Annotated in this window: 23 protein-coding genes; 4 read left to right on the top strand and 19 right to left on the bottom strand. The window is 67.5% G+C overall.

The window, feature by feature from the left end:
• Position 1 precedes the first annotated feature (1 nt).
• Genes PDM29_RS06400 through PDM29_RS06470 form a run of 15 tightly spaced genes read right to left on the bottom strand, consistent with a single transcriptional unit; the run spans position 2 to position 14,020 of the window.
• Positions 2 to 1,189, bottom strand: a complete 1,188-nt coding sequence (locus tag PDM29_RS06400) for a beta-ketoacyl-[acyl-carrier-protein] synthase family protein (RefSeq protein ID WP_425508747.1) — start codon at positions 1,187 to 1,189, stop codon at positions 2 to 4.
• A complete protein-coding gene (locus PDM29_RS06405) occupies positions 1,183 to 1,734 on the bottom strand; it encodes a DUF3261 domain-containing protein (protein WP_311193034.1) in 552 nt (183 codons plus the stop codon). Before PDM29_RS06405 ends, PDM29_RS06400 begins: the two co-directional genes overlap by 7 nt.
• A complete protein-coding gene (locus PDM29_RS06410; RefSeq protein WP_311193035.1) occupies positions 1,722 to 2,996 on the bottom strand; it encodes an NAD(P)/FAD-dependent oxidoreductase in 1,275 nt (424 codons plus the stop codon). The genes PDM29_RS06405 and PDM29_RS06410 overlap by 13 nt, the downstream gene beginning before the upstream one ends.
• 43 nt (positions 2,997 to 3,039) lie before the next feature.
• Positions 3,040 to 5,418, bottom strand: coding sequence for an MMPL family transporter (locus PDM29_RS06415; RefSeq protein WP_311193036.1), 2,379 nt, complete (start codon positions 5,416 to 5,418; stop codon positions 3,040 to 3,042).
• Positions 5,411 to 6,031, bottom strand: a complete 621-nt coding sequence (locus PDM29_RS06420; protein WP_311193037.1) for an outer membrane lipoprotein carrier protein LolA — start codon at positions 6,029 to 6,031, stop codon at positions 5,411 to 5,413. The genes PDM29_RS06415 and PDM29_RS06420 overlap by 8 nt, the downstream gene beginning before the upstream one ends.
• On the bottom strand, positions 6,028 to 6,450 hold the full coding sequence (locus PDM29_RS06425) for an acyl-CoA thioesterase (RefSeq protein WP_311193038.1): 423 nt from the start codon (positions 6,448 to 6,450) through the stop codon (positions 6,028 to 6,030). The genes PDM29_RS06420 and PDM29_RS06425 overlap by 4 nt, the downstream gene beginning before the upstream one ends.
• The gene (locus tag PDM29_RS06430) at positions 6,437 to 8,017 is read right to left on the bottom strand and encodes an HAL/PAL/TAL family ammonia-lyase (protein ID WP_311193039.1); all 1,581 of its coding nucleotides are present in this window, start codon (positions 8,015 to 8,017) and stop codon (positions 6,437 to 6,439) included. The genes PDM29_RS06425 and PDM29_RS06430 overlap by 14 nt, the downstream gene beginning before the upstream one ends.
• Positions 8,007 to 8,954: a lysophospholipid acyltransferase family protein gene (locus PDM29_RS06435; protein WP_311193040.1), complete on the bottom strand. Its 948-nt coding sequence runs from the start codon at positions 8,952 to 8,954 to the stop codon at positions 8,007 to 8,009. Before PDM29_RS06435 ends, PDM29_RS06430 begins: the two co-directional genes overlap by 11 nt.
• The gene (locus PDM29_RS06440) at positions 8,951 to 9,712 is read right to left on the bottom strand and encodes a glycosyltransferase family 2 protein (RefSeq protein WP_311193041.1); all 762 of its coding nucleotides are present in this window, start codon (positions 9,710 to 9,712) and stop codon (positions 8,951 to 8,953) included. Before PDM29_RS06440 ends, PDM29_RS06435 begins: the two co-directional genes overlap by 4 nt.
• Positions 9,705 to 11,393, bottom strand: coding sequence for an ApeI family dehydratase (locus PDM29_RS06445; RefSeq protein WP_311193042.1), 1,689 nt, complete (start codon positions 11,391 to 11,393; stop codon positions 9,705 to 9,707). Before PDM29_RS06445 ends, PDM29_RS06440 begins: the two co-directional genes overlap by 8 nt.
• Positions 11,386 to 11,937 (bottom strand): COG4648 family protein, encoded by a 552-nt coding sequence (locus tag PDM29_RS06450; RefSeq protein WP_311193043.1) that lies wholly within the window; start codon positions 11,935 to 11,937, stop codon positions 11,386 to 11,388. The genes PDM29_RS06445 and PDM29_RS06450 overlap by 8 nt, the downstream gene beginning before the upstream one ends.
• 22 nt (positions 11,938 to 11,959) lie before the next feature.
• On the bottom strand, positions 11,960 to 12,217 hold the full coding sequence (locus tag PDM29_RS06455; RefSeq protein ID WP_125360898.1) for an acyl carrier protein: 258 nt from the start codon (positions 12,215 to 12,217) through the stop codon (positions 11,960 to 11,962).
• Between the two features lie 19 nt (positions 12,218 to 12,236).
• Entirely contained in the window at positions 12,237 to 12,497 is a 261-nt protein-coding gene (locus PDM29_RS06460; RefSeq protein ID WP_311193044.1) for a phosphopantetheine-binding protein, read from the bottom strand.
• Entirely contained in the window at positions 12,484 to 13,287 is an 804-nt protein-coding gene (locus PDM29_RS06465) for a lysophospholipid acyltransferase family protein (RefSeq protein ID WP_311193045.1), read from the bottom strand. Before PDM29_RS06465 ends, PDM29_RS06460 begins: the two co-directional genes overlap by 14 nt.
• Complete coding sequence (locus PDM29_RS06470) at positions 13,280 to 14,020, bottom strand: beta-ketoacyl synthase chain length factor (protein WP_311193046.1); 741 nt, start codon at positions 14,018 to 14,020, stop codon at positions 13,280 to 13,282. Before PDM29_RS06470 ends, PDM29_RS06465 begins: the two co-directional genes overlap by 8 nt.
• 179 nt (positions 14,021 to 14,199) lie before the next feature.
• Between PDM29_RS06470 and PDM29_RS06475 the strand changes: the two genes are divergently transcribed.
• Positions 14,200 to 15,222: a chorismate transformation FkbO/Hyg5 family protein gene (locus PDM29_RS06475; protein ID WP_311193047.1), complete on the top strand. Its 1,023-nt coding sequence runs from the start codon at positions 14,200 to 14,202 to the stop codon at positions 15,220 to 15,222.
• Positions 15,223 to 15,310: 88 nt separating this feature from the next.
• Here PDM29_RS06475 and cydB read toward each other — a convergent pair whose 3' ends face one another.
• Together cydB and PDM29_RS06485 are read right to left on the bottom strand one after the other, a co-directional pair.
• Positions 15,311 to 16,324: a cytochrome d ubiquinol oxidase subunit II gene (cydB, locus tag PDM29_RS06480; protein WP_311193048.1), complete on the bottom strand. Its 1,014-nt coding sequence runs from the start codon at positions 16,322 to 16,324 to the stop codon at positions 15,311 to 15,313.
• Position 16,325: 1 nt separating this feature from the next.
• Positions 16,326 to 17,723 (bottom strand): cytochrome ubiquinol oxidase subunit I, encoded by a 1,398-nt coding sequence (locus tag PDM29_RS06485; RefSeq protein ID WP_311193049.1) that lies wholly within the window; start codon positions 17,721 to 17,723, stop codon positions 16,326 to 16,328.
• A gap of 261 nt (positions 17,724 to 17,984) precedes the next feature.
• Here PDM29_RS06485 and PDM29_RS06490 point away from each other — a divergent pair, with 261 nt between their 5' ends.
• The 3 genes from PDM29_RS06490 to hemF all read left to right on the top strand — a co-directional run bounded on the left by PDM29_RS06490 (position 17,985) and on the right by hemF (position 22,048).
• Positions 17,985 to 20,351 carry a S9 family peptidase gene (locus PDM29_RS06490; protein ID WP_311193050.1) on the top strand — a complete coding sequence of 789 codons (2,367 nt, stop codon included), beginning with the start codon at positions 17,985 to 17,987 and terminating at the stop codon, positions 20,349 to 20,351.
• Positions 20,352 to 20,492: 141 nt separating this feature from the next.
• Entirely contained in the window at positions 20,493 to 21,101 is a 609-nt protein-coding gene (locus tag PDM29_RS06495) for a hypothetical protein (RefSeq protein ID WP_311193051.1), read from the top strand.
• Positions 21,102 to 21,139: 38 nt separating this feature from the next.
• A complete protein-coding gene (gene hemF / locus PDM29_RS06500) occupies positions 21,140 to 22,048 on the top strand; it encodes an oxygen-dependent coproporphyrinogen oxidase (RefSeq protein ID WP_311193052.1) in 909 nt (302 codons plus the stop codon).
• Here the strand turns inward: hemF and PDM29_RS06505 are convergent.
• Entirely contained in the window at positions 22,045 to 22,545 is a 501-nt protein-coding gene (locus PDM29_RS06505) for a hypothetical protein (protein ID WP_311193053.1), read from the bottom strand. The genes hemF and PDM29_RS06505 overlap by 4 nt on opposite strands.
• A gap of 266 nt (positions 22,546 to 22,811) precedes the next feature.
• Positions 22,812 to 23,306 carry a DUF421 domain-containing protein gene (locus PDM29_RS06510; RefSeq protein WP_311193054.1) on the bottom strand — a complete coding sequence of 165 codons (495 nt, stop codon included), beginning with the start codon at positions 23,304 to 23,306 and terminating at the stop codon, positions 22,812 to 22,814.
• Positions 23,307 to 23,566 lie beyond the last annotated feature (260 nt).

Consider the following 23,566-nt stretch of genomic DNA (forward strand, 5'->3'; position numbering starts at 1 on the left):
CTCAACTCCGCGCCAGGGCCAGCACGGCATTGCTGCCGCCGAAGGCGAACGAATGGCTGAGCACGTGCTGCAGCGGGCGCTGCGCCCGCGAACCCGGGCTGACCAGGGCCAGCGGCGGCAGCGCCTCATCGGCCTGGCCGTCCCAGAAGTGCGCCGGCAGGCACTGTTCCGGGTTCTCCGCCAGGGTCAGCCAGCACAGCGCGGCCTCGATCGCCCCCGATGCGCCCAGCGTATGGCCGGTCAGCGGCTTGGTGGAACTGGCGGGCACCTGCCCGCCCAGCACGGTGGCCACGGCCAGGCTTTCCATGGCGTCGTTGTGACCGGTGGCGGTGCCGTGGAGGTTCACGTAGTCGATCTGTTCCGGGGCCAGCCCGGCACGCTGCAGCGCCTGCTGCATGGCGTCGATGGCCCCCTTGGCCTGCGGGTCGGGTGCCGACATGTGGTGCGCGTCGGAGGATTCACCCCAGCCGGACAGGCGCACCGGGCCGGGCTCGCGGGTCATCAGGAACAGGGCCGCGCCCTCGCCGATGTTGATGCCGTTGCGGTGGCGCGAGAACGGGTTGCAGCGCGCCGCCGAGACCGATTCCAGCGCACTGAACCCGGCCACGGTGAAACGGCACAGCGAATCGGCACCGCCGGCCACCACCGCATCCACCACCCCGGCGCGCAGCAGGCGCGCGGCCGACATCAGCGCCTTGGCGCTGGAGGAACACGCGGTGGAGATCGTCCAGGCCGGGCCACGGCTGTCGATCTGTTCACGCACGAAGCGGGCGCTGGTGCCCATTTCCTGCTGCGCGTAGTGGAAGTCATCCGGCCAGCGGCCTTCGTCGGCCTGCATGCGCAGGGCGTTTTCCGACTCGCCGATGCCCGAGGTGCTGGTGCCGACGATGACGGCCACGCGTTCGGCGCCGTAGCGCGCCACCGCGGCATCGACCGCCGGGCGGATCTGCTCCAGCGCGGCAGCGAGCAGCCCGTTGTTGCGTCCGCGCAGTTCCACCGGCAGCGCCGACAGGTCCGGCAACGGCGTGTGCACTTCGCCCAGCGCCAGCGTGCGGCCAGCGATCAGGGTGTCGTTCTCGTGCAGGCCGCCGGGCTGGTCGGCGAACAGGCCGGCGCGGGTCTGCGCATGGCCGGAGCCGAGCGCACTGACCACGCCGAGTTCATTCAGGAATACCGCGCTGCTCACAATGCTGCCTGCCCCATATCCAACGATTCGATCACCAGTTCATAGCCTTCGGCGAGGTTGCGCAGGCGTACCCGGCCATCCGGCAGGGTGTCGCGCTCCAGCCAGGTTTCGCCGTTCTGCTGCAGACGGCGGATGCCATCTGTCTCATCCAGCATCCACCCGGCCGGCAGTACTGCCCGGATGGCATCGGCCGGCCACAATGAAAACTGAAGGTCGTCCAGCACGCGCTCGCCGCGCACCAGTGGCGGCAGCCACGGCGCACGGGTCTGCTGCAGCTGCCTGCCATCCCAGACCATACGCACGCCGGTCTGACCCATGGCCTGCACCGCCAGACGGACTTCGTCGTGGTCGGCTTCAAGCAGTGCATCGAGGGTGCGCTCATGGCTGCCGAAGCGGAACTGCAGGCGCTGCTGCAGCTGCAGCGGTGCCGGCAGCGCCGACGGGGCCAGCTGCAGGGTGGGCAACTGCACCTTGGGCGCAGGCATGCGGGTGCTGGCACAGGCGGCCAGCCCCACGCACAGCAACAGGGCCAGGATCAGCCGGTGCACAGTTCCTCCAGCACACGCAGGCGGCGGCCGCTGTCATCGGCCACATACGGGTTCTTGGTATCCCAGGCGTAGCCGGCCAGGATCGAGGAGATCATGCGGCGTACGTCGGGCTGCTGTTCGGGGTGGTAGATGATCTTCTGGAAGCCACCGGCATACCAGGCTTCGACGAAGCGGCGGAAGGTCTTCACACCCGCGCGCAGCGGGATCGCGAAGTTGGCTTCCCAGTCCACCGTCTCACCGGCGTGTTCGCGCGCCAGGCAGTCGCTGGCCAGCTGCGCCGACTTGAACGCGATGGTGACGCCCGAGGAGAACACCGGGTCGAGGAATTCACCCGCGTTGCCGAGCAGCGCGTAGCCTTCGCCCCACAGCGAGCTGACATTGGCCGAATAGCCGGTAATGGTGCGCACCGGCAGCACCGCCCATTCGGCGTTCCTCAACAGGCGGGTGAGGTTGGGATCTTCGCCGACGATGGCCTGCAGCTTATACAGGTCGGTACCGGAATACTTTTCGAAGAAGCTCGGTTCGGCCACCACGCCCAGCGAGCAGCAGCCGTTGGAGAAGGGAATGGTCCAGTACCACACGTCCACGTGTTCGGGATGGGTGGTGATCAGGATCTTGTTACGGTCAAAGCCGGCATCGGCCGGAATGTGGTCGCGCACGTGGCAGAAGATCGCGCCACGCACCGGGAAGTTCGACGGCGATTCCAGGTTCAGCAGGCGCGGCAGCAGACGGGCGAAACCGCTGGCGTCGAGGATGAAGCCGGCTTCGATGGTGTATTCGCTGCCATCCGGGCGGCGCACCTGCACGCGCGCCGGGCGACCGGGCTGCACGGACAGCACTTCATCGCCGAAGCGCAGTGTCGTGCCCATGCGCTCGGCACCGCGCGCCAGCACGTTGTCGAAGTCGGCACGCTGCACCTGGTAGGTGGTGCCCCAGCCGGGCGAGAACTTCTCGCGGAAGTCGAACTCGGTGCTGCGCTCGCCGCGCACGAAGGCCGCGCCGTTCTTGTACTGGAAGCCAGCCTGGACCACGTCCTGCAGCAGCCCGGCCTGCTCGATGTATTCCATGCTCTGCGGCAGCAGGCTTTCGCCGATGGAGAAGCGCGGGAACTGCTGACGCTCGAGCATCAGCACCTGGCGGCCCTGCTTGCGCAGCATCGCGGCGGCGACCGAACCGGCCGGACCGGCCCCGATGATCAGGATTTCAGTACGTTCCACCGTATCGGTGGATTCAACAGGTGCGTCATTCACAGCAGCGTTCATCGATACATCCTTGGATCAGCAGCGTGGAGGAGAGGGTGTGTGCTTAGTGTGGAGCGTCATGCGGCGGCGGTCTGAACAGCGGTGAGATCAGCCAGACCAGGCCGATGCCGAACAGCAGGGTGAGCCCGAACGCGCGCAGCGCCGGCGTCGCCGACAGGCCGAGCAGGCCGAACGACAGCCAAGTGCTGGCCGCGCCGACACACACCGCCAGCCAGGCACTGGCATCGCCGCGGTGTTCGATCAGGAAGATGCCGTAGTCAATCCCCATGCCCAGCAGCAGCATCAAGGCCAGCACGTTGAACAACTGCAGCGGCTGCCCGAACAGGCCAAGCAGGCCCAGCGTCAGCGCGCCGGCGACCAGGGTCGGGGCGAACACCCGCCAGGCCTGCGCGCGGTAGCGCCAGTACAGCACCGCGAACACCAGCACGATGCCGACCAGCAGCAGCACGCTCATCAGCTTGCGGTAGTGCTTGAGCAGCTTGGAGAAATCGGCGGTGCGGTCGACCCAGCGCACGCCGTCGATGCCCTGGGTCTGCGCTTCCAGCAGGGTCAGCGCATCGGCACGCGACAGGTCATCCACCATCACCACCGAGGCCATGCCCTGCCCCACCGTGCCCAGCCACAGATGGCGGAACGGCATTGCCACCGGCGAGTCGAGGAAGGCTTGGGCCTGCAGGTCCTGCGCGGCGTAATCCGGACGCGGCAGGGTTTCGCCGACCGCGTCGCCGACCTGGGCCAGCACCCGTGGCTCGATCGCGCCGGTGAGCGCGGCATCGGCCTGCTGACGCTGCACCGACGGCAGCCACTCGCTGATCGCGCGGTAGCCGCCGATCTGCTTGTTCGCGGCCAGCACGCGCAGGCGATCCACCAGGGCTTCTTCGCGTTGCAGCACCTGTTCGGCGCTGTCGCCCTGCACCAGGTAGAACTGCGCCGGGCTGGGCAGCCCGAGCATCTGGCTGATGCGGATCTGCTGGTTGATCAGGTCCATCGGCGAGGACTGCAGGCTGCGCAGGTCGTCGTTGGGCTGCAGGCGCAGCATGCCGACCGCGGCGATGAACGCCACCGCACCCAGGAACAGGCCGACCGGGCGGCGGCCCTGCAGGCGCGGCCAACGCTCCAGGGTGGACCCCAGCCAACGGGCAAAGCGCGTGGTGCGGATCTCGCCGCCGTCCAGCCACGGGAACCAGAAGATGACGGTCAGGAAGGCCGCGGCCAGCCCGACCACCGAGAACAGCGCCATCTGGCGCAGCCCCGGGAACGGAGCGAGGCCCAGTGCGAGATAGGCCAGCGCACTGGTCAGCAGCGCCAGCCACAGGCCGGGCAGCAGGTGGCGCAGCAGCTTCCAGCGCCGGTCAGCCGGTTCGGCCTGGCGCGAGGCGAACCAGTGGATGCCGTAGTCCTCGGCCACGCCGACCAGCGAGGCACCGAACACCAGGGTAAGCACGTGCACCTTGCCGAACACCAGCACGGTGACCGCCAGCGCCACGCCACAGCCGATCAGCAGCGATGCGCCGACCAGCAGGATCGGGCGCAGCGAGCGGAACGCCAGCCACACCAGCAGCAGCACCGCGGCCAGCGAGCCCCAGCCGATGGTGTTGATTTCCCAGTTGGCCTGTACCGCAGCGGCTTCGGCATGCAGCGGCACGCCGGCGCGCAGCACCTCCAGGCCGGGGGCCTTCTGGGTCGCTGCGGCGGCGGCCTGGTCCAGCAGCAGGTCGATATGACGTTCGCCGTCGAGCTGGAACGCCGAGCCGGTGGTTTCGAACTGCAGGATGGCCCAGTGCTTGCCGTCGGCCTCGAGCAGGCCGTCGTCGCCCATTTGCAGGCCGGCCCCCTGTGCACGTTCCTGCCACCACTGCGGCCACAGCGACAGCGGGTCCTGGCCCCAGTCGGTGAGACGCGGTGCGCCCATCGGACCGTACAGCGCGGCCAGTGCGGACTGCGCCAGGGTGTCGGCGGGTTCGGACTGCAGGCGCTGGCGCTGTTCAGTGGTGAGCAGACGGTCGCGGTACGGGGCGTAGAACGCGCGGGCCTGGTCGAACCAGCCTTCGATGGTGCCGGCTTCCTTCAGCGGGGCAGAGCCCCGCTCTACGTTGGCCGCGTCACCATCCGGCGTGATGGTGCTGCGGAACGCGGCCTCGGCGGCCTTGGTCTGCGCCGCATCGCTGCTGCCCAGCAGCACCACGATCTGGCGCGCGTTGACGTCGGCGATACGCCGGGTGACATCGGACAGCAGACGGTCGTGCGCGTCCTGCGGCAACAGCGCGAGGATGTCGGTATCAATCCGCGATTCGCTCTTCCACAGCTGCCACTGCTGCACGGCCAGCCCGACCAGCACCAGCAGCCAGGCAATCGCCAGCCAGCGCCACAGGCGCTGCAGGCGGCCACCGGCGTGGAACGCGTCCTTCAACGACTCATTCAAACTTGCCGCCCTCTTCCGCGCTCAACGCCGCAGGGGTTTCGCTCATGCTGGCGAAGTGGATGCGGGTGACGTCCTGGTTGGCTTCGGTGATCTCCACCTCGCGCACGTAGCGGTCGCCACTGAGCTTCAGGCCGGTGAACACCTTGCCCAGCATCGCCGAGCGCGGGCTCAGCTGCATTTTCCAGCCGTTGTTGGGCAGTGCGTCCACTTTCACCGTGAACTGGGCCGACAGTGCCTGCGCGTCACCGCTCATCAGCGCGAACATGATCGCGTTGACCGATCGCATCGCCGGCTGCTGCTTGGCGTCGAGTTCGACACGGGTGCTGCCGTCGCTCTGGCGGCTCAGGATGCGATCACGGGTGACCACCACTTCCGACGGGAACGGCTTGAGCGTGGTCCAGATCACACCGTGGTCCTGGGCCAGCACGAAACGACCCTGCGAACGCAGCGGGTTCTTGAAACCGGTGACCTGCTTTTCCTGGGTGAAGTCACCGCGCAGCACGCCGACCTTGGCCACGCGCTGCTTGACCAGATCGACATCGGCCGCAGCCGCCACGGGTGCGAACACGGACAGCAGGATCAGCACGCCCAGCGTGCGCCACAGACGGCTCATTGCACTTCCACTCCCAGACGGTCCCACAGCACGGACGGGCACAGGTACAGCATTTCGTTGGTGGCCGCGTCGACCGCGACCTGGATGGTGTGGGCGCGGGTCAGCACCTGGTCGCTGCCGGCGTCGCGGATCTCATAGACGATCTTCAGCCGGTTTTCCCATTCGGTGATGGTGGCGCGCACCACCAGCTGCTGGCCGTACAGCAGCGGCCGGATGTACTTCACCCGCGCATCGACCACCGGCCACAGGTAGCCGGACTCACGCATCTGCGGGTAGTCGTAGTCGTAGCGCTGCAGCAGGGCGCAGCGCGCGACTTCGAAATACTTGAAGTAGTTGCCGTGCCACACCACGTGCATGGGATCGCAGTCGTGGAAGGTGGGTGACAGGGCGACGTCAAAGCTCAGATCAGGCAGGGTCATACAGGCTCCAGCGTTGGCCGCGGATGTCCTCCAGCAGGCCACGCAGTTCTCCATCCAGCGCACGGTCTTCCTCGACCAGCGCGATACGTGCGGCAAGATCCTGATACATCGTTTCCAGCTCGCCATGCAGCGTGGCGTTCATGCCCTTGCGCTGGCGCAGGGCGATGCCCTGGCGGGCGGCAATCAGCATGCCGGCCACAACCTGTTCGGTCAGCTCGATCACGCGCAGGCAGTCGCGCGCGGCGATGGTGCCCATGCTGACCTTGTCCTGGTTGTGGCATTCGGTGGAACGCGAGAACACCGAGGCCGGCATGGTCTGCTTGAGCGCTTCGGCGGTCCACGCCGAGACGCTGATCTGCAGGGCCTTCAGGCCATGGTTGATCGGCGCGCGCTCACCGGTGCTGCCGGACAGGTTGGCCGGCAGGCCGTGGTTGTAACGGGCATCCACCACCAGCGCCAGCTGACGGTCGAGCAGGTCGGCCAGGTTGGCGATGGTGTTCTTCAGCGCGTCCATCGCAAAGGCGATGTGGCCGCCGTAGAAGTGGCCGCCATGCAGGATGCGCTCGCCGTCGGCATCGATCAGCGGGTTGTCGTTGGCGCTGTTGAGTTCGGTTTCGATCAGCTGGCGCAGGAACGGCAGCGCGTCCTGGACCACGCCGATGACGTGCGGCGCGCAGCGCAGCGAGTAACGGTCCTGCAGGCGCTGCTCGTTGCGCGGCGGACGGTCGCTGTGCAGGTCCTGGCGCAAGCGCGCGGCGATCTGCATCTGGCCCGGGTGCGGTTTGGCGGCGAACAGCATTTCATCGAAGTGGTGCGCGTTGCCGTCGCTGGCCAGCACGTTGAACGCGGTCAGGCGCGTGGCCAGCCTGGTCAGGTAGTCGGCGCGGTCGTACGCCAGGCAGGCGAGCGCGGTCATCACCGCGGTGCCGTTCATGATTGCCAGTCCTTCCTTGGGACGCAGCCGCAGCGGCGTCATGCCGATCTCGGCCAGTACCTCGGCCGCCGGTCGGCGCGCCCCCTGGTACATCACCTCGCGCTCGCCGCACAGCACGGCGGCCACGTAGGACAGCGGCGTGAGGTCACCGCTGGCCCCGACCGAGCCTTCGGCCGGAATCAGCGGCAGCACGTCATGGCGCAGCAGCGTGGCCAACCCCTGCAGCAGCGGATGGCTGACGCCCGACATGCCACGCACCAGCGAGGCCAGGCGTGCCGCAACCACGGCGCGGGTTTCGGTTTCGTCCAGATACCGGCCCAGGCCACAGCCATGGTAGGTGAACAGGTGGTGCGGCAGCTCGGCCACCAGCGCCGGCGGAATGTTCACCGTGCACGAGTCGCCGTAGCCGGTGGTGACGCCGTAGATGACGCCGTCCTCGCGCAGCAGGCGGTCGAGGAAATCCGCGCCGCGCTGGATGCGGTCCACGAACTCGGGCGTGTCGCTGACCATCGCATCGGCCTGGCGGCGCGACAGCGCCACCACGTCTTCAATGCACAGCGGCGCATCGCCGAAGCGCAGGGTCGGGCGGTCCGCGCTGCGGCGGGAATGGTCGAGCTGGGCGTTACTTTCCATGCGATGCCTGATCCCAGAAGGGGAAGAAGTTGAACCAATCAAGAGGAGCCTGGATGACCTGGGTCTCCAGCCATGCGGCGAACTGTTCGGCCTGGGCGGTCAGTGCGGCATCGCGCGAACCGCGCGGCAGCACGATACGGTCACTGAAGTGCTCGAAGCGCACCCGGTAGCCTTCGCCTTCGTGCAGGCAGGCCATGGTGTACACCGGGCAGGCCAGCGCGGCGGCCAGCACGTAGGCCCCGATCGGGAACTGCGCGGTATGGCCGAGGAACGACGCCGGCACGGTGCGGCCGCCACGCAGGGGCACACGGTCGCCGACGATGGCCACGAAGCCGCCGGCTTCCACGCGGCGCTGCAGCTCCACTGCGGTGGCCGGACCCATGTCGGTGACCTGCATCAGCTCGACCTGGGCCAGCGGGTCCAGGCGCTGCATCAGGCGATTGAAACGCTGCGCGTGCGCGGTGTGCACCAGCACGGTGATGTGGAAGCCCGGCACCTGCTCGGCCAGGACCTGGCACAGTTCGAGGCAGCCGATATGCGCGGTGAGAATCAGCCCCCCTTCGCGGCGCGCGATCTTCTCCAGCATCAGGTCGCGTTGCAGGTGGATGCGCTCGGGCGGGTAACGGCCACCAAGGCCCAGCAGCTTGTCCAGCAGGGTGTCGGCGAAGCTGGCGAAGTGCTTCAGGCTGTGCCAGCGGCCGGGCGCACGGCCGAGCACGCCGGCGTGCGCCTGCAGGCGCTGCAAGTACTGCAGCGAGGAACGCCGCGCCACCGCATTGGACAACCAGTGGCACAGCACCACCGGGTACACGCACAGCCGGAACGGCCAGCGCCCGAACCAGCGGTGCACGCCGCACAGGAACAGCACGCCAGCAGCCGAGGTGGTTTCACCCAGCTCGGCCCAGTGCGGCGCAGCGCGGTCGGCGGGCGCGTTCATGCCGGGCGTCCGGCCAACCGCCGCCACAGCAGGCGCGGCGCGCGCGGCAGCATGCCGAAGAACAGGCGGGTGTGCATGCAGCTGATGCGGACGTTGTCACGCCACACATCGAAGTGGGACACGCCGTCGCTGGGATAGGTGACGCGGGTGGGTTGGCTGATCACCTGCACGCCGCGCCAGAACAGCCGGACCAGGACTTCGGTATCGAAATCCATGCGCCGGCCGATGGTTTCCTCCGCGGCCAGCCGGTTGACCGGTGCCAACGGATAGACCCGGAACCCGCACATGGAATCCCGGATCTGCAGTGACAGGGTGTTGATCCAGACCCAGATATGGGTGGCGTAACGGCCATACAGGCGCGCCCTCGGCACGCTGGCGTCATAGGCGGGAATGCCGCAGATGACCGCGTCTGGATGCGCCTGGGCCAAGGCCACGAATACCGGAATGTCGCCGGTGGTGTGCTGGCCGTCGGCATCGATCTGCAGGACGTGCGAGTAACCGCGTTGGGCGGCCTGTGCAAAGCCGGCCAGCATTGCCCCGCCTTTGCCCTGGTTGATCTCCAGCCGGTGCAACGCGACCTGGCCTGGATGTTGCGCGGCCAGCGCACGAAGCGCCTGCGCGCAGCCGTCGTGCGACCCGTCATCGACCAGCAGACACGGCAGGCCGCTGGCCAACACGCCCTGCACCACCGCGCCGATGGCGTGCTCGTGGTCGTACACCGGAATCACCACCACCGGCGAAAATGCGACCTCACGCATCCGCGAACACCACCCGACCGCTGGCATGCACGCCATGATCGGAGACATAACGGAAGCTCATCACCGACTTCTCGGCATCCCAGCCCAGGGTGAGCTGCAGCACATCGCCGGGGCGGGCCACATGCTGGAACTTCAGCGCGTCCATGCGCGCGAAGCGCGGCGGCATGGCAAATACTTCACGCCCGTAATGGATGGCCCAGTCCAGCTGAACCACGCCGGGCAGAATCTTCGCCTGCGGGAAATGTCCATCGAAGGCGATCAGATCGGCGTCCAGCGGCAGGTGCAGCGTTGCCGCCTGCGCATCACGCTGCTGCCACTGCGCCACCGGCATCAGCGGGCGGAACAACGCGGCCAGCGCGGCGGCGGTGGTCTTGCCCTGTGCGTTGAACGGCAGTTCGTCGACGAACCGCCAACGGCGCGGACGGGTTACCGCATCATGGCTGCTCGCCAGATGGATACTGAGCCGCTGTGCCTGCTGACGCCGCTGGGTGTCGGTCCAGTGCGCGGCACCGGGCGGATTAGGCACCACCACGGCAGCGAGCTGCTCGCGTGCACCCGGCAGCACCAGCACGCGCACGTCCTGCACGTCGGGGTGGGCACGCAGCTGTTGTTCCAGCGCGTCCAGAGACACCCGGCGCTCTTCGATCTTGACGATGCGGTCGGCGCGTCCCTGCAGGCGGAAGCTGTTGCCGGTGTCGGCCTGGACCCGGTCCTGGGTCTGCCACCAGTCGCTATCGGCCAGATGCGGCGAACGCACGGCCAGCGCGCCGTCCTGGATCTGCCATTCCACGCCCGGCAGCGGATGCCATTGCGGCTGCTCGGCGCTCCACTGGCGCCAGGCAATGCCGCCGGTCTCGCTGCTGCCGAACACCTCGGTCGGGGCCACGCCGAGCAGCGCGCGCACCTGCAGGGCAGCATCGCTGGGCAGCGGACCGCCGGACGAAAACACCGCGCGCAGGCGACCACCCAGGGCCTGCCAGTCCAGCTGTTCCGGCAGGCGCTTGAGGTGCGCCGGCGTCGCCACCAGCAGCGCGTCGTGCTGCGCCAGCGCGGTGACCAGGTCTTCATGGAAGAAGCGGCGCGGCTGGATCACGCGGCCTGCCGACAGCGGCCACAGCACGCGGAACAGCAGGCCATAGATGTGCTGGTGCGAGACCGTGCCATGCACCTGCGCGCCGTCCAGCCGTGCGCCAAAGGCGGCCTGCAGCGCGTCGACTTCAGCGGTAAGCTGCTGCAGGCGCTTGTGGATCGCGGTGGGTGCGCCGGTGCTGCCGGAGGTGAACACCACCAGCTCCAGCTCAGCGACATCCAGAGGCTGCAGCGTGAGGTCGGCCGCGATCTCGGCGTCGGCCTGCAACGGGGCTTCGCCGGCGGGCAGGTCACCGGCGAAGCCCTGCACCTGCGGGCGCAGCGCGTCGAGCGTGGCAGGCAGGTTGTCGCCGCCCAGGACCACCCGCTTGCCGGCGTGCCAGGCCCCGAGCAGCGCCGCGGCAAAGGCCAGGGTGTCATCGAAATACAGCGCCCAGTCCTGGCCGGGGGCACGCGCGAACGCCTGCTGCCAGCGCAGCACCTGCTGGCGGAACTGCGGGTGGGTCACCGGCGTGCCATCGGCGGCAATACCGACGATGCGCTCCGGGCGCGGCTGCAGCACCAGCTGCGACAAAGCGATCCACTCAGCCATGCGCGTGCGCCGCCTTCACCCGCCGCCGCACCAGCCACTCACTGCCAAACAGGACACCCATCATCACGTACGCCAACAATCCGTTGTAGAGCGCCCAGACCTGGTTGGAGGCCCAGAACGCGGTCATCAGGGCCAGCGCCCCGTTCAAGACAAAAAAGCCGCACCACACCTGGGTGACGCGGCGGGTATAGACCACGGCGAACGGCGGCAGTTCCGGCTCGGTGAGCCGTGCCAGCCGTTCCACGGCGGTAGGGGGGAAACGCAGGCTGGTGGCGAAGATCACCAGCATCACGGCATTGACCAGCGCCGGGTACAGCTTCAGCGGCAGGGCCTGGTTGAAGGCAGTGGCCAGCAGGGCCAGCAGCCCCGCGCCAGCGGCGGCCACCCACCACACCGGCTGGCGGGTGGTCAGCGCGCGCAGCGCGGCCAGCGCGAACAGCAGTAACGCCATCCAGCGTGGCTCGAAGCGGCCCAGCGCGAAGTACACCACCAGCGGGTACGCCAGCGACAGCACTGCAAACGCTGCAACACGCAGCCGAACCATGGCCGGACCTCTGCGACGACCGTCAGGCGGCCGCTTGTCCGGGCATCAGCCCGTGCACCACATCAACGATGTCCTGCACGGTACGCACCGACTTGAAGGCTTCCGGCTGCAGGTTACGGCCGAGCAGCGGCTTGAGCTGCACGATCAGGTCCACGGCATCGATGCTGTCGATGTCGAGGTCGTCGTACAGGCGGGCTTCGGGCGTGATGCGCACCGGTTCGATCTCAAAGCTGTCCTTGAGGATCTTGACGATACGGTCGAAAAGTTCGTTCTTGGTCATGGCAAATCCTGACGCACCATTACGACGGCTGGCGTGCGGCGACAAACTCGCTCAACGCGCGCACGCTGGAAAAATGACGACGGGTTTCTTCCGAATCCGCAGACAGGCTGACGCCATACTTCTTCTGCAGGGCAAGACCCAGTTCAAGCGCATCGATGGAGTCCAACCCCAGCCCTTCCACAAACAGGGGGGCCTGGGAATCGATGTCTTCCGGAGCGATGTCTTCCAATGAAAGCGATGAAATGATCAATTCCTTGATCTCGTGCTCAAGTGCCTGCACGGCTTGTTTCTCCAGCGAAGTCAAAGTAATGGGCAAGGTGATCGGTCACGCGCCGGGCCGCCAAGGCATCCCCCCTGGACGAATCGCCGGCCTCGGTCAGGAAGGGAGCGATCGAAATATCTTCCCCGACTTCCAGCTGAACGTGAAAACGACGTGATGGCACACGATACCATTTCTGGCCCTTGGTCAGTGTAGGCGGGGTACAGGTAATCCGCACCGGGGTGATGTCCAGCTGACCCCGCACGGCGATGTTGGCCGCCCCCCTCTGCAGCTTCAGCGGCTGGCCCGGCACGGTCCGGGTGCCCTCCGGGAAGATCACCAGGTTGCCGCCCCGGCGCACCGCCGCGATGCAGTCATCGACCAGCCCCGCCCCGTCGCTGTTGGCCACATAGCCGGCGGCACGGACCGGGCCGCGCATGAACGGGTTGCAGGCGACCGCGTGTTTGACCACGCAGTCAGCATTGGGCAGCTGCGAGATCAGCAGCACCACATCAATCAGCGTGGGGTGGTTGGCCAGGATCAGCAGGCCGTCACGCTTAAGACGTTCATGTCCGTGAATTTCATAGGTCATCACGCCCAGCCAGCGCATCAGGTTGACGTGACTGGCAAAGCTGAACTGCACCAGCCGTCGGGCCAGGGCGCGCCGGCGCTGGTGGTGGCGGATCAGGAACAGCAGCGGGAACAGCAGGCCGCCCAGCAGCAGCCCGCCGATCCCGAAGGCGGCGAAGCTGATACCGGTGCCGACCACGCGCCAGGCGTGGTTGAGGCGGGCAGCCAACGGCTCAGCCATGGCGCTGCCAGATCCACGGCTGGCCATCGGCCTGGAACACCAGCGCCGGGTCGCCGGCCAGCAGGAAGCGCATCAGCTCCAGGCTGTGCGGCAACGCGCCGGCCGGGGAGTCGGGAACCGCACCGGCACCGCTCCAGCCCAGCGACAGCCGGGTCCCCGGGCGATCGGCACGGGCCAGCCGCCAGCACCAGGCGAAGTACGGGTCGGGTTCGTCGGCGAAGCTGGCATATACCGCCGGCAGCGGCGACTCATAGGTCACCACGCGCACTTCCTCGGCTCCGTCGGCGAGCAGCCCGAAGGCCTCCACGCAGGCAGCCTCGACCGTCGCGCGACCACCGGCCAGGGCCAGGTAGTTGCCGCGCTGGCCACGGGCGATGGAGTACAGCGCGGCCACCGCGTTGTGCACCGACAGGCCAAACGCCGTGGGCGACATCGCCGCGTCCTGGCGCAGGGTGTCGAGCAGTTCCATGGAACGGGCCACGTCGCCATGGCGCGAGGCGAACACCAGCGGCACCTGGCCGCCGTCGTCGGGCTGCTCGCACCAGCAGGCGGCCTGGATCGCCATGCGCCCCAGCCGTTCGATACGGCGGCGCTGCATGGGCGGCACTTCCGGCAGCGCCGGGGTGTCGTCACCGACCGGCAGGTGCGGCGCGGCGGCCCACTGCTGCCAGTCCGATTTCGTGGTCAGGCCCGGTGCCCAGGCCGACCAATCCACAACAGAAAACTCAATCATTCACAGCAACACTCGTGATGGGCACCTGGAAGCACGAGCCACACGGGCGATACGGGTCGGCTCCCCCATTCCAGCCGATCCGTACCTGTCATCCGACATCGTGCGGCGCGCAACGCACGCCGCCAAAGGAGCGCACGCTATCATGACACCTTCAGCACTGGCAGCTTTCACAATCTGAAATGAGCAGCACGATCCACAGCGCAGCGGCCGCACCGGCCTTGATCTCATCGCCGGCCCCCGCGTCGTTCCGTGCCCGCTATGCCCCTGCCCATGAACGCGATGCCGCGTTTGCCGACCCGCAGACGCTGGCGGTGTTTGGCTTCGGCACCGCTCACACCACCTGCGCTGACCCGCGCTGGCTGCAGGTGCCGCTGGACGAGCACGGCCCCGCGCAGATCGAGATCTGGCAGGGGGCGGCCCCGGTTCAAACCGGGGTGGACGGCACGGTGCGCTGGTCGCATGACGGCAGTGTGCTGTTTGGTGCGATCGAAATAGAAGAACCCGGTTCCGATATTGAAGCGGCCGCGGCAGATGCCTACGCCACGTTGAGTACATTCCTTACAAAGTGCGGCTTCCCGCACCTGCTGCGGATGTGGAACTACCTGGATGCGGTGACCGAGGGCGAGGGCGATGCCGAGCGCTACCGGCGCTTCTGCGTGGGCCGCGTGCGCGGGCTGCAGTCGCTGGACGAAGCCGCGTTGCCGGCGGCGACCTGCATTGGCCGTTTCGACGGCGTGCGCCGCCTGCAGGTGTACTGGCTGAGCGCGCGCGAGGCCGGCACCCCGCTGGAGAACCCGCGCCAGGTCAGCGCCTTCCGTTACCCGCGCCAGTACGGCCCGCAGTCGCCCAGCTTCTCGCGGGCGCTGCTGCCGCCGGCCGCGACCGGCCTGCCGCTGCTGCAGTCGGGCACCGCGGCGATTGTCGGGCATGTCTCGCAGCACACCGGGTCCTGGCAGGAACAGCTGGAAGAGACGCTGACCAACCTGCAGAGCCTGGTGGACACCGCGCGGGTGCAGCGTCCGGACCTGCCGGCGCAGCTGGGTGCGGGATCGGTGCTCAAGGTCTATGTGCGCGACGCGGTCAACCTGGCGGCAGTGGCCGCGCGGATGGCGCAGCTGCCGGGATCACCGCCGCATGTGGTGCTGCACGCCGAGGTCTGCCGGGCCGAGCTGCTGGTCGAGATCGAAGGCATGCACGGCTGACACCGTGTGACGACCAACGGTCGTCACCTACCGGATTCCCGATGACATCGCGCGACCGACGACGGTAGATGACGACCGTTGGTCGTCATCAATGATATCCAGTACCGGCGGTGACTTTTCCCCGGAACACCCGGTACGACCACGCCGTATAGCCCAGGATCACCGGCAGCAGCACCACCAGCCCGACCAGGCTGAAGCCCAGTGAGGACGCCGGCGCGGCGGCCTGCCACAGGGTCAGGCTGGGTGGCAGCAGGTACGGCCACATGCCCAGCACCAGGCCGACGAAGCCCAGCACGAACAAGGCCAGTGTCAGCAGGAACGGCGGCAGGTCACGACGCGGATGGACCGCGCTGCGCCACAGTGCCACCGCGACCGCCAGGGTCAGCAGCGGCACCGGTGACAACCACCAGAAATTGCCGTCGGCAAACCAGCGCTCCATCACCCGCGACTGCAGGAACGGCAGCCAGGTGCTGACCAGCCCCATGAACGCGACCACCGCCACCACCAGCGGGCGGGTCAGCGTGCGCGCCACTGCCTGCTCGCGCCCCTCGGTCTTCAGAATCAACCAGGTGCTGCCCAGCAGCGCATAGCCGAATACCACCGCCACGCCGGTCAGCATCGAGAACGGGCTGAACCAGCCGAACGCCCCGCCCACATAGCGACCGTCGACCAGGTCCAACCCCTGCACCAGCGCGCCCAGGATCACGCCCTGCGCAAACGCCGCCAGCAGCGAACCCAGCCCGAACGCCACGCTCCACAGCCGCCGCGAACGGTGCGCCTTGAAGCGGAATTCAAATGCCACTCCACGGAACACCAGCGCCACCACCAGCAGCAGCACCGGCAGATACAGCGCCGACAGCAGCGCCGCGTACGCCTTCGGGAATGCGGCCATCAGCCCGGCTCCGCCGAGCACCAGCCAGGTTTCATTGCCGTCCCAGATAGGTGCGGCGGTGTTCATCATCACATCCAGCTGTTCCTCGCTTTCGGCCATCGGCGCAAGGATGCCGATGCCCAGCACGAAGCCGTCCAGCACCACGTACATCAGCACACCAAAGCCGATCACCGCGAACCACGCCACCGGCAGCCAGGTTGTCATCTCCATCTCAGCGACCCTCCAGCGGTTCATCGGTGCCCGACAGCGGACGCGCCGGGGTGTGGCTGCCGTCCTCGATGGGCGGCTGGTGGTCGTGCGGCTTCGGTCCGGTGCGGATGATCTTGACCAGGTACCAGATGCCCCAGCCGAACACGAAGGCGTAGCCGACAATGTAGATGCCCAGCGACAACGCGGTCATCCACGCGCTCTGCGGCCCGACCGCGTCGGCGGTGCGCAGCACCCCGTACACCACCCAGGGCTGGCGGCCCATCTCGGTGACGAACCAGCCGGACACGAGGGCGATGAAGCCGCCGGGCAGCATCCAGTTCCAGCCACGCAGCAGCCACGGTGACGTCAGCAGCCTGCCGCGCCACCACTGGAAGGCCGAAACCCAGGCCAGCAGCAGCATCAGCGTGCCCAGCCCGACCATGATGCGGAACGCGAAGAACACCGGCAGCACCGGCGGCCGCTCGCTAACCGGGACCGAGGTCAGCGGATCAAACGTGCCGTCCAGCGAGTGGGTCAGGATCAGGCTGCCCAGGCGCGGAATGGCGATCTCGAAGTCGTTGCGCTCTTCCTTCTGGTTGGGCACCGCGAACACCACCAGCGGCACGCCCTCGCCTTCGCCTTCTGCATGCCAGTGCGCTTCCACCGCCGCGATCTTCATCGGCTGATGCTTGAGCGTGTTCAGGCCATGCATGTCGCCGACGAAGATCTGCACCGGCACGGTCAGCGCGGCAAACGCCACCGCCGCCAGCAGCATGGTGCGCCCGGCTTCCACATGGGTGCCGCGGCGCAGGTACCACGCGCCGATGCCGCCGATCACGAAGCAGGTGGTGATGAACGAGCCCAGCGCCATGTGCGCCAGGCGGTACGGGAAGGACGGGTTGAATACCACCTGCCACCAGTTCAGCGGGTGCACGATGCCGTCCACAAGCTCGAAACCGGACGGGGTCTGCAGCCAGCTGTTGGACGACAGGATCCAGAAGGTGGAGAACAGCGTGCCCAGCGCCACCATGCAGGTGGAGAAGAAATGCAGCCTGGGCGAGACCTTGCCCCAGCCGAACATCATCACGCCAAGGAAGCTGGCTTCCAGGAAGAACGCGGTCAGCACCTCGTAGGTGAGCAGTGGGCCGATCACGCTGCCGGCCACTTCGCTGAGGCGCGGCCAGTTGGTGCCGAACTGGAAGGCCATGACGATGCCGCTGACCACGCCCATGCCGAACGACACCGCGAAGATCTTCTGCCAGAAGAAGTACAGCTCGCGCCAGACCGGCTTGCCGGTGCGCAGCCATTGGCCCTCGACGAACGCCAGCCAGCTGGCGGTGCCGATGGTGAAGGCGGGGAACAGCACATGGAAACTGATGACGAATCCGAACTGGATCCGCGACAACAACAACGCGTCCACGGGACGCCTCCGGCGGGGGTGGTGGGGAATCCAGACCAGTTTGGGTGGAGTTCCGTGAAAGCGACATGCGACCCGGTGACGCGCTGCATCAAACGGTCGCAGGCGGGTATCGACCAACGGTCGATACCTACCGGGTTCGCTGCAATGGGTAGGTATCGACCGTTGGTCGATACCCGCCGTGGCCATGACCTTTGCCCCCCGCTCGCAGCCCTTGTGGCTGCTACCCTTGGCGGGTTTTTTTCCTTCACGGTGCTGCCCGCAATGCCCAGAACGCTGCCCTTGTCCCTGCTGCTGCTCGCCGCCCTTGGCGGTACGGCCCACGCGGCACCGACGCCGATCACCATTGAACAGGCCATGGCCGACCCGGACTGGATCGGTCCGCCGGTGGACAGCGCCTGGTGGTCGTGGAACAGCCAGCAGGTGGAGTACACCCTGAAGCGCAATGGCAGCCCGGTGCGCGATACCTTCCGCCAGCCGGTGGCCGGCGGCGCGGCGGTGCAGGTGGCCGACGACCAGCGCGGCACCCTGGACGTAGACACCCCGGTCTATGACAGCAGCCGCCAGCGCAGTGCCTTCGTGCGCAATGGCGACGTGTTCCTGCGCGACCTGCGCAGTGGCGCGCTGACCCAGCTCACCCGCAGCACCGAAAAGTCGAGCAACGTCGGCTTCGCCCGCGACGGCGGAGTGATCTGGCGCACCGGCCAGAACTGGTTCCACTGGACCGCCGCCGCCGGCGTGCAGCAGGTAGCCAGCCTGAAGGCCGACAAGAACCCCGACGACGCACCCAAGGCCGACGTGCTGCGCGAGCAGCAGCTGCGCACCCTGGCCACGCTGCGCAACGACCGCGCCCAGCGCGACGCGCTGAAGGCCCAGGAAGCCAGCTGGCGCAAGGCCGACAACACCCGCGCGCCGGGCCCGGTGTATCTGGGCGCGGACGTGGAGATCGTCGACAGCGCACTGTCGCCGGACCTGCGCAGCCTGGTGGTGGTGACCAAGCCGAAGAGCTTCGACGAAGGCCGCGGCGGCAAGATGCCCAAGTACGTGACCGAATCGGGCTACGAGGAGTTCGAGGACACCCGCACCCGGGTGGGCCGCAACGATCCCGAGCCGAACAGCCTGTGGCTGGTCGACACCGTGGCCGGCACGGTCAAGCCGCTCTCGCTGGACGGCCTGCCGGGCATCGGCACCGACCCGCTGGCCGCGCTGCGCAAGGCCGCCGGCAAGGACGCACTGAAGGGCAACCGTTCGCTGCAGGTGCTGGGTGGCCCCGGCGCGCCGGGCGTGCGCTGGAGCGCCGACGGCCAGCAGGCCGCGATCATGCTGCGTGCCAATGACAACAAGGACCGCTGGATTGCCAGCCTGAACCCGGCCAGCGGCAAGCTGGAGAACCGCCACCGCCTGACCGACGCGGCCTGGATCAACTGGGGCTTCAACGACTTCGGCTGGACCAGCGACAACAAGACCCTGTGGCTGCTGTCGGAAGAGTCCGGCTATTCGCACCTGTACACCCAGCAGGGCACGGCCAAGCCGCAGGCGCTGACCAGCGGCAAGTGGGAGACCTCGATGCCGGTGCCCAGCGCCGACGGCCGTGGCTTCTACGTGCTGTGCAACCAGCAGAGCCCGGGTGATTACGAGGTGTGCGCGGTGGACACCGCCAGCCGCCAGGTGCGCGAGCTGACCAGCCTCAACGGCGTGGAAGACTTCTCGCTGTCGCCGGACGGCAGCCAGCTGCTGGTCCGCTACTCCGGTGCCTACCTGCCGGCGCAGCTGGCGGTGGTGCCGACCGCCGGTGGCCAGGCCAAGGTGCTGACCGACACCCGCAGCGCCGAGTTCAAGGCGCGTGAGTGGATCCAGCCCAAGCTGGTGCAGGTACCGTCGAAGCACGGTGCTGGCGTGGTCTGGGCCAAGTACTACGGCCCGGAGAAGCTGGAGCCGGGCAAGAAGTACCCGATCGCCATGTTCGTGCACGGTGCCGGCTACCTGCAGAACGTGCACCAGCGTTACCCGGCCTACTTCCGCGAGCAGATGTTCCACAACCTGCTGGTGCAGAAGGGCTACGTGGTGCTGGACATGGACTACCGCGGCAGCGAGGGCTATGGCCGCGACTGGCGTACCGCGATCTACCGCAACATGGGCCACCCGGAGCTGGAGGATTACCAGGACGGCCTGGAATGGCTGGTGGCCAACCAGCAGGGCGACCGTGACCATGCCGGCATCTACGGCGGCTCGTACGGCGGCTTCATGACCTTCATGGCGCTGTTCCGTGCCCCGGGCACGTTCAAGGCCGGTGCCGCGCTGCGCCCGGTGGTGGACTGGCACCAGTACAACCACGGCTACACGTCCAACATCCTCAACACCCCGGACATCGACCCGGAGGCGTACCGCAAGTCGTCGCCGATTGAGTACGCCGAGGGCCTGCAGGACAACCTGCTGATCGCCCACGGGATGATGGATGACAACGTGTTCTTCCAGGACTCGGTGAACCTGACCCAGAAGCTGATCGAGCTGCACAAGGACAACTGGAGCATCGCGCCGTACCCGCTGGAACGTCACGGCTACGTGCGTGCCGATTCCTGGCTGGACCAGTACAAGCGCATTCTGAAGCTGTTCGAGACCACGCTGAAATAATTGCGGGCGCAGGATCATGGCTTTGACACGCATGGCGTGTCACTACGATCCTGGGTCGATTGCCCCTATGCTGTCTGCGGCCGCCTTGTGCGGCCGCAGGCTTTTTGGGCCTGCCCTTCCCCGCTCACCCCAGGACACCGGATGTCGACTGTTCCGCCCCCGCTGCAGCCCAAGGTGGCCCCGCGCGCCACGCATACCCCCGATGGGGCTCCCAAATTCCTTTCGCCGCTGGCCAAGTCGATCCTGGTGGTGTGCATCATCTCGGCGGTCTGCTGGGCCGGCGGCGCACTGGTGGCCCTGTTCCTGCATCAGTGGGACGACCTGCAGAGGTTCGTCGCCGAAACAGACCTGTCATGGATGCCACCATCCCTGCGCTGGTTCGGGCGGCACGCGGTGGCCATCAACCTGGCCATGCTGGCGGTCTGCGTGGCCGGTGCGGTCGCCTGCTGGGGCATGCTGCGCCGGTTGAAATGGGCGCTGCAGCTGTTCATCGTGCTGCTGGTGCTGACCGCGCTGCTGAACTTCTACGGTGCCTGGGTGGTGGATGACATCTTCCGCCAGCTGGTCCTGCACCTGCCGGCGGCGGTGGACGACATGGACCAGGGCGAGCTGCGCCGGGAACTGCAGGTGCAGCGTTTCCTGTACACCGGCATGGCACTGGCAACCGCGCTGGCGTTCGCGGTGCTGCACGGCTGGCTGCTGGTGCGGCTGGGCCGGCCGGATGTGAAGCGCTGGTTCGCGAAGGCGTGACGCAGCCGGGCAGCGCCCGGCTCTACTAGAATGTCGGCATGAACGAATTCGAGCGCGTCCGTCAGTACCTCACCGACCTGCAGGACCGTATCTGTGCGGCCATCGAGGCCGCCGACGGCCAGGCCCGGTTCGCCGAAGACCTGTGGCAGCGCGCCGAGGGCGGCGGTGGCCGGACCCGCATCCTGCGCGATGGCGCGGTGTTCGAGCAAGCCGGGATCGGCTTCTCCGACGTCTGCGGCACCCGCCTGCCGCCTTCGGCCTCGGCCAACCGGCCGGAATTGGCTGGCGCGTCCTGGCGCGCCACCGGGGTATCGCTGGTGTTCCACCCGCGCAACCCCTACCTGCCCACCACCCATGCCAACGTGCGCTACTTTCGCGCCGAGCGCGATGGCGTGGAAGTGGCCTCGTGGTTTGGTGGCGGTTTCGACCTGACCCCGTTCTACCCCTTCGACGAAGACGTGCAGCACTGGCACCAGACCGCCTTTGACCTGTGCGCGCCGTTCGGCCCGGAGCGCTACCCGGCGCACAAGCGCTGGTGCGACGAGTACTTCTTCCTGCGCCACCGCAATGAAACCCGCGGCGTGGGCGGGTTGTTCTTCGATGACCTGCACGGCGACTTCGAGCGCGACTTCGCTTACCTGCGCGCGGTGGGCGACGGCTTCCTGGACGCCTATCTGCCCATCGTGGAGCGGCGCAAGGATGCGGCATTCGGCGAGCGCGAGCGCGAATTCCAGCTGTACCGCCGCGGCCGCTATGTGGAATTCAACCTGGTGTACGACCGCGGCACGTTGTTCGGCCTGCAGAGCGGCGGCCGCAGCGAGAGCATCCTGATGAGCCTGCCCCCGCGCGTGCGCTGGGAGTATGGCTTCACCCCGGAACCGGGCAGCGCCGAAGCGGCGCTGGCCGATTACCTGGTGCCACGGGAGTGGCTAGGCAGCGCTGGTTAATGCCGGGATGAGACAGCGCTGATGCCCTGCGAGGACGTCAGCTGCTGCAGTTTGCCTTCCAGCTTGCGCATGCGCTTGAGATGCGCGTTGATCAACTGCTCCCGTTCCTTCAACAGTGCGGCTTTCTGCTTCTGGAGCTTGGCGAGTGCCTTCTCGGCACGGCGAACCTTCAGGGTCGCTTCCGGCACAGGATTGTCGTCGACATGAAGCCCACCGCTGATTGAGAACAAGGTCGGTGCAGAGGCATGGTCCTGTTGCACGGCCTGCAGTTCTCGCTGGCCGTGCAGGGTCTGCTCAGCCACTTCCAGCTCGGCCTCCATGCGCGCACCCTCTTCGGCAAGCATCGCCAGCTTCCGGTTCAACTCCTGCATGGTCGCGTGCGGCAGCGTGCCGGTAGCGCCGTGCTGTGGGCGCAGGTCGCCGTGGCTGAGCGTTCCTTGGGGTCGCTCCGGGTAGATCGTGCCCGATGGCGGGAGAGGTGACGCGTAGTTGTTCAACTGCGCGATTCTCAGCCCCAGACGTGGCGGAGACGTCGCAAGAGACGACGAACCGGAGGTCGAAGGCGAACTGGACAATGATGAAGGGGACGAGCCTGACGGAGAGCAGGCGATGGCCTCCCAGTATGGGGGAGGCAAGTCAATCGGGGCAGCAATGGGAGCGACGGGCATGAGCAAAGACATCCTGTTCGGCGCAGGGCCTGGAACAGGCACCCGCAGATACCTCATTGCAGCCACCCTCTGTGTTCAGCGCTTGCAGATTTCGATCACGTCTTCGCCGCATCGCCCGCAGACTTCGGCACGATGGTGATATGCCCGTTGATCTCCAGCAGGGCCAACGCGACGTCCTCGATTCGCAAGCAGCCTTGTTGGCGCATGGCCGCCTCCAGATCCGCCTGGGTGACCAGTTCGCGTTTGAGCACGGAAGGCAGCAACTGGCCATCGCGGGCGATCAGCACCGGCTCGCCTTCCACCAGGGTTTCGATCCGCCGGCTGCGCGTGGTCAACCAGCCGACGCCGTAGTTGAGCAGGATCAGCGTGGCTGCCAGCAGCAGGCCGCCGCCCAACGAGGTGTCCTGGCCCAGCAGGGCGTTCTGCACCGCGTTGCCGAGCAGGACGATCAGCAGCACGTCGAACGGGGTGATCTGGCCCAGCGCGCGCTTGCCGGACAGGCGCACCATGCCCAGCACCACGGTGTACACCACTACCGCGCGCAGGATGAATTCCCACCACGGCATGGCCAGGTTGAACAGGTCGGTCATGGGGGCCTCCGCCAGATACGAGTGGCGGGAGGATGAGGGGGAGCGGGGTGACGGGGGGATGAGGGCGGATCCGTAGGTACCACGCCCTGCGTGGTACGACCGCACGTAGCGCGTCATCGGTATCCGGACGCCCAAAATAAAAAGCCCCGCCGACCAGGGGGAGGTCAGCGGGGCCGGGGAACGGGCGCTTGGGGAGGAGCCCCCGTTCCGAGATCTGCTCCAGGGGATGGGAGAGATCCACAACAGGCGTTGCGCCTGTC

The sequence above is a fragment of the Stenotrophomonas oahuensis genome, assembly GCF_031834595.1.
GTDB lineage: Bacteria > Pseudomonadota > Gammaproteobacteria > Xanthomonadales > Xanthomonadaceae > Stenotrophomonas > Stenotrophomonas oahuensis.

Excerpts from the sequence above, each read along its gene's own strand:
- PDM29_RS06410 (WP_311193035.1), bottom strand. The coding sequence starts at position 2,996 with ATGAACGCTGCTGTGAATGACGCACCTGTTGAATCCACCGATACGGTG.
- PDM29_RS06420 (WP_311193037.1), bottom strand. The coding sequence starts at position 6,031 with ATGAGCCGTCTGTGGCGCACGCTGGGCGTGCTGATCCTGCTGTCCGTG.
- PDM29_RS06425 (WP_311193038.1), bottom strand. The coding sequence starts at position 6,450 with ATGACCCTGCCTGATCTGAGCTTTGACGTCGCCCTGTCACCCACCTTC.
- PDM29_RS06430 (WP_311193039.1), bottom strand. The coding sequence starts at position 8,017 with ATGGAAAGTAACGCCCAGCTCGACCATTCCCGCCGCAGCGCGGACCGC.
- PDM29_RS06435 (WP_311193040.1), bottom strand. The coding sequence starts at position 8,954 with ATGAACGCGCCCGCCGACCGCGCTGCGCCGCACTGGGCCGAGCTGGGT.
- PDM29_RS06440 (WP_311193041.1), bottom strand. The coding sequence starts at position 9,712 with ATGCGTGAGGTCGCATTTTCGCCGGTGGTGGTGATTCCGGTGTACGAC.
- PDM29_RS06445 (WP_311193042.1), bottom strand. The coding sequence starts at position 11,393 with ATGGCTGAGTGGATCGCTTTGTCGCAGCTGGTGCTGCAGCCGCGCCCG.
- PDM29_RS06450 (WP_311193043.1), bottom strand. The coding sequence starts at position 11,937 with ATGGTTCGGCTGCGTGTTGCAGCGTTTGCAGTGCTGTCGCTGGCGTAC.
- PDM29_RS06455 (WP_125360898.1), bottom strand. The coding sequence starts at position 12,217 with ATGACCAAGAACGAACTTTTCGACCGTATCGTCAAGATCCTCAAGGAC.
- PDM29_RS06465 (WP_311193045.1), bottom strand. The coding sequence starts at position 13,287 with ATGGCTGAGCCGTTGGCTGCCCGCCTCAACCACGCCTGGCGCGTGGTC.
- PDM29_RS06470 (WP_311193046.1), bottom strand. The coding sequence starts at position 14,020 with ATGATTGAGTTTTCTGTTGTGGATTGGTCGGCCTGGGCACCGGGCCTG.
- PDM29_RS06475 (WP_311193047.1), top strand. The coding sequence starts at position 14,200 with ATGAGCAGCACGATCCACAGCGCAGCGGCCGCACCGGCCTTGATCTCA.
- cydB (WP_311193048.1), bottom strand. The coding sequence starts at position 16,324 with ATGGAGATGACAACCTGGCTGCCGGTGGCGTGGTTCGCGGTGATCGGC.
- PDM29_RS06490 (WP_311193050.1), top strand. The coding sequence starts at position 17,985 with ATGCCCAGAACGCTGCCCTTGTCCCTGCTGCTGCTCGCCGCCCTTGGC.
- PDM29_RS06495 (WP_311193051.1), top strand. The coding sequence starts at position 20,493 with ATGTCGACTGTTCCGCCCCCGCTGCAGCCCAAGGTGGCCCCGCGCGCC.
- hemF (WP_311193052.1), top strand. The coding sequence starts at position 21,140 with ATGAACGAATTCGAGCGCGTCCGTCAGTACCTCACCGACCTGCAGGAC.
- PDM29_RS06510 (WP_311193054.1), bottom strand. The coding sequence starts at position 23,306 with ATGACCGACCTGTTCAACCTGGCCATGCCGTGGTGGGAATTCATCCTG.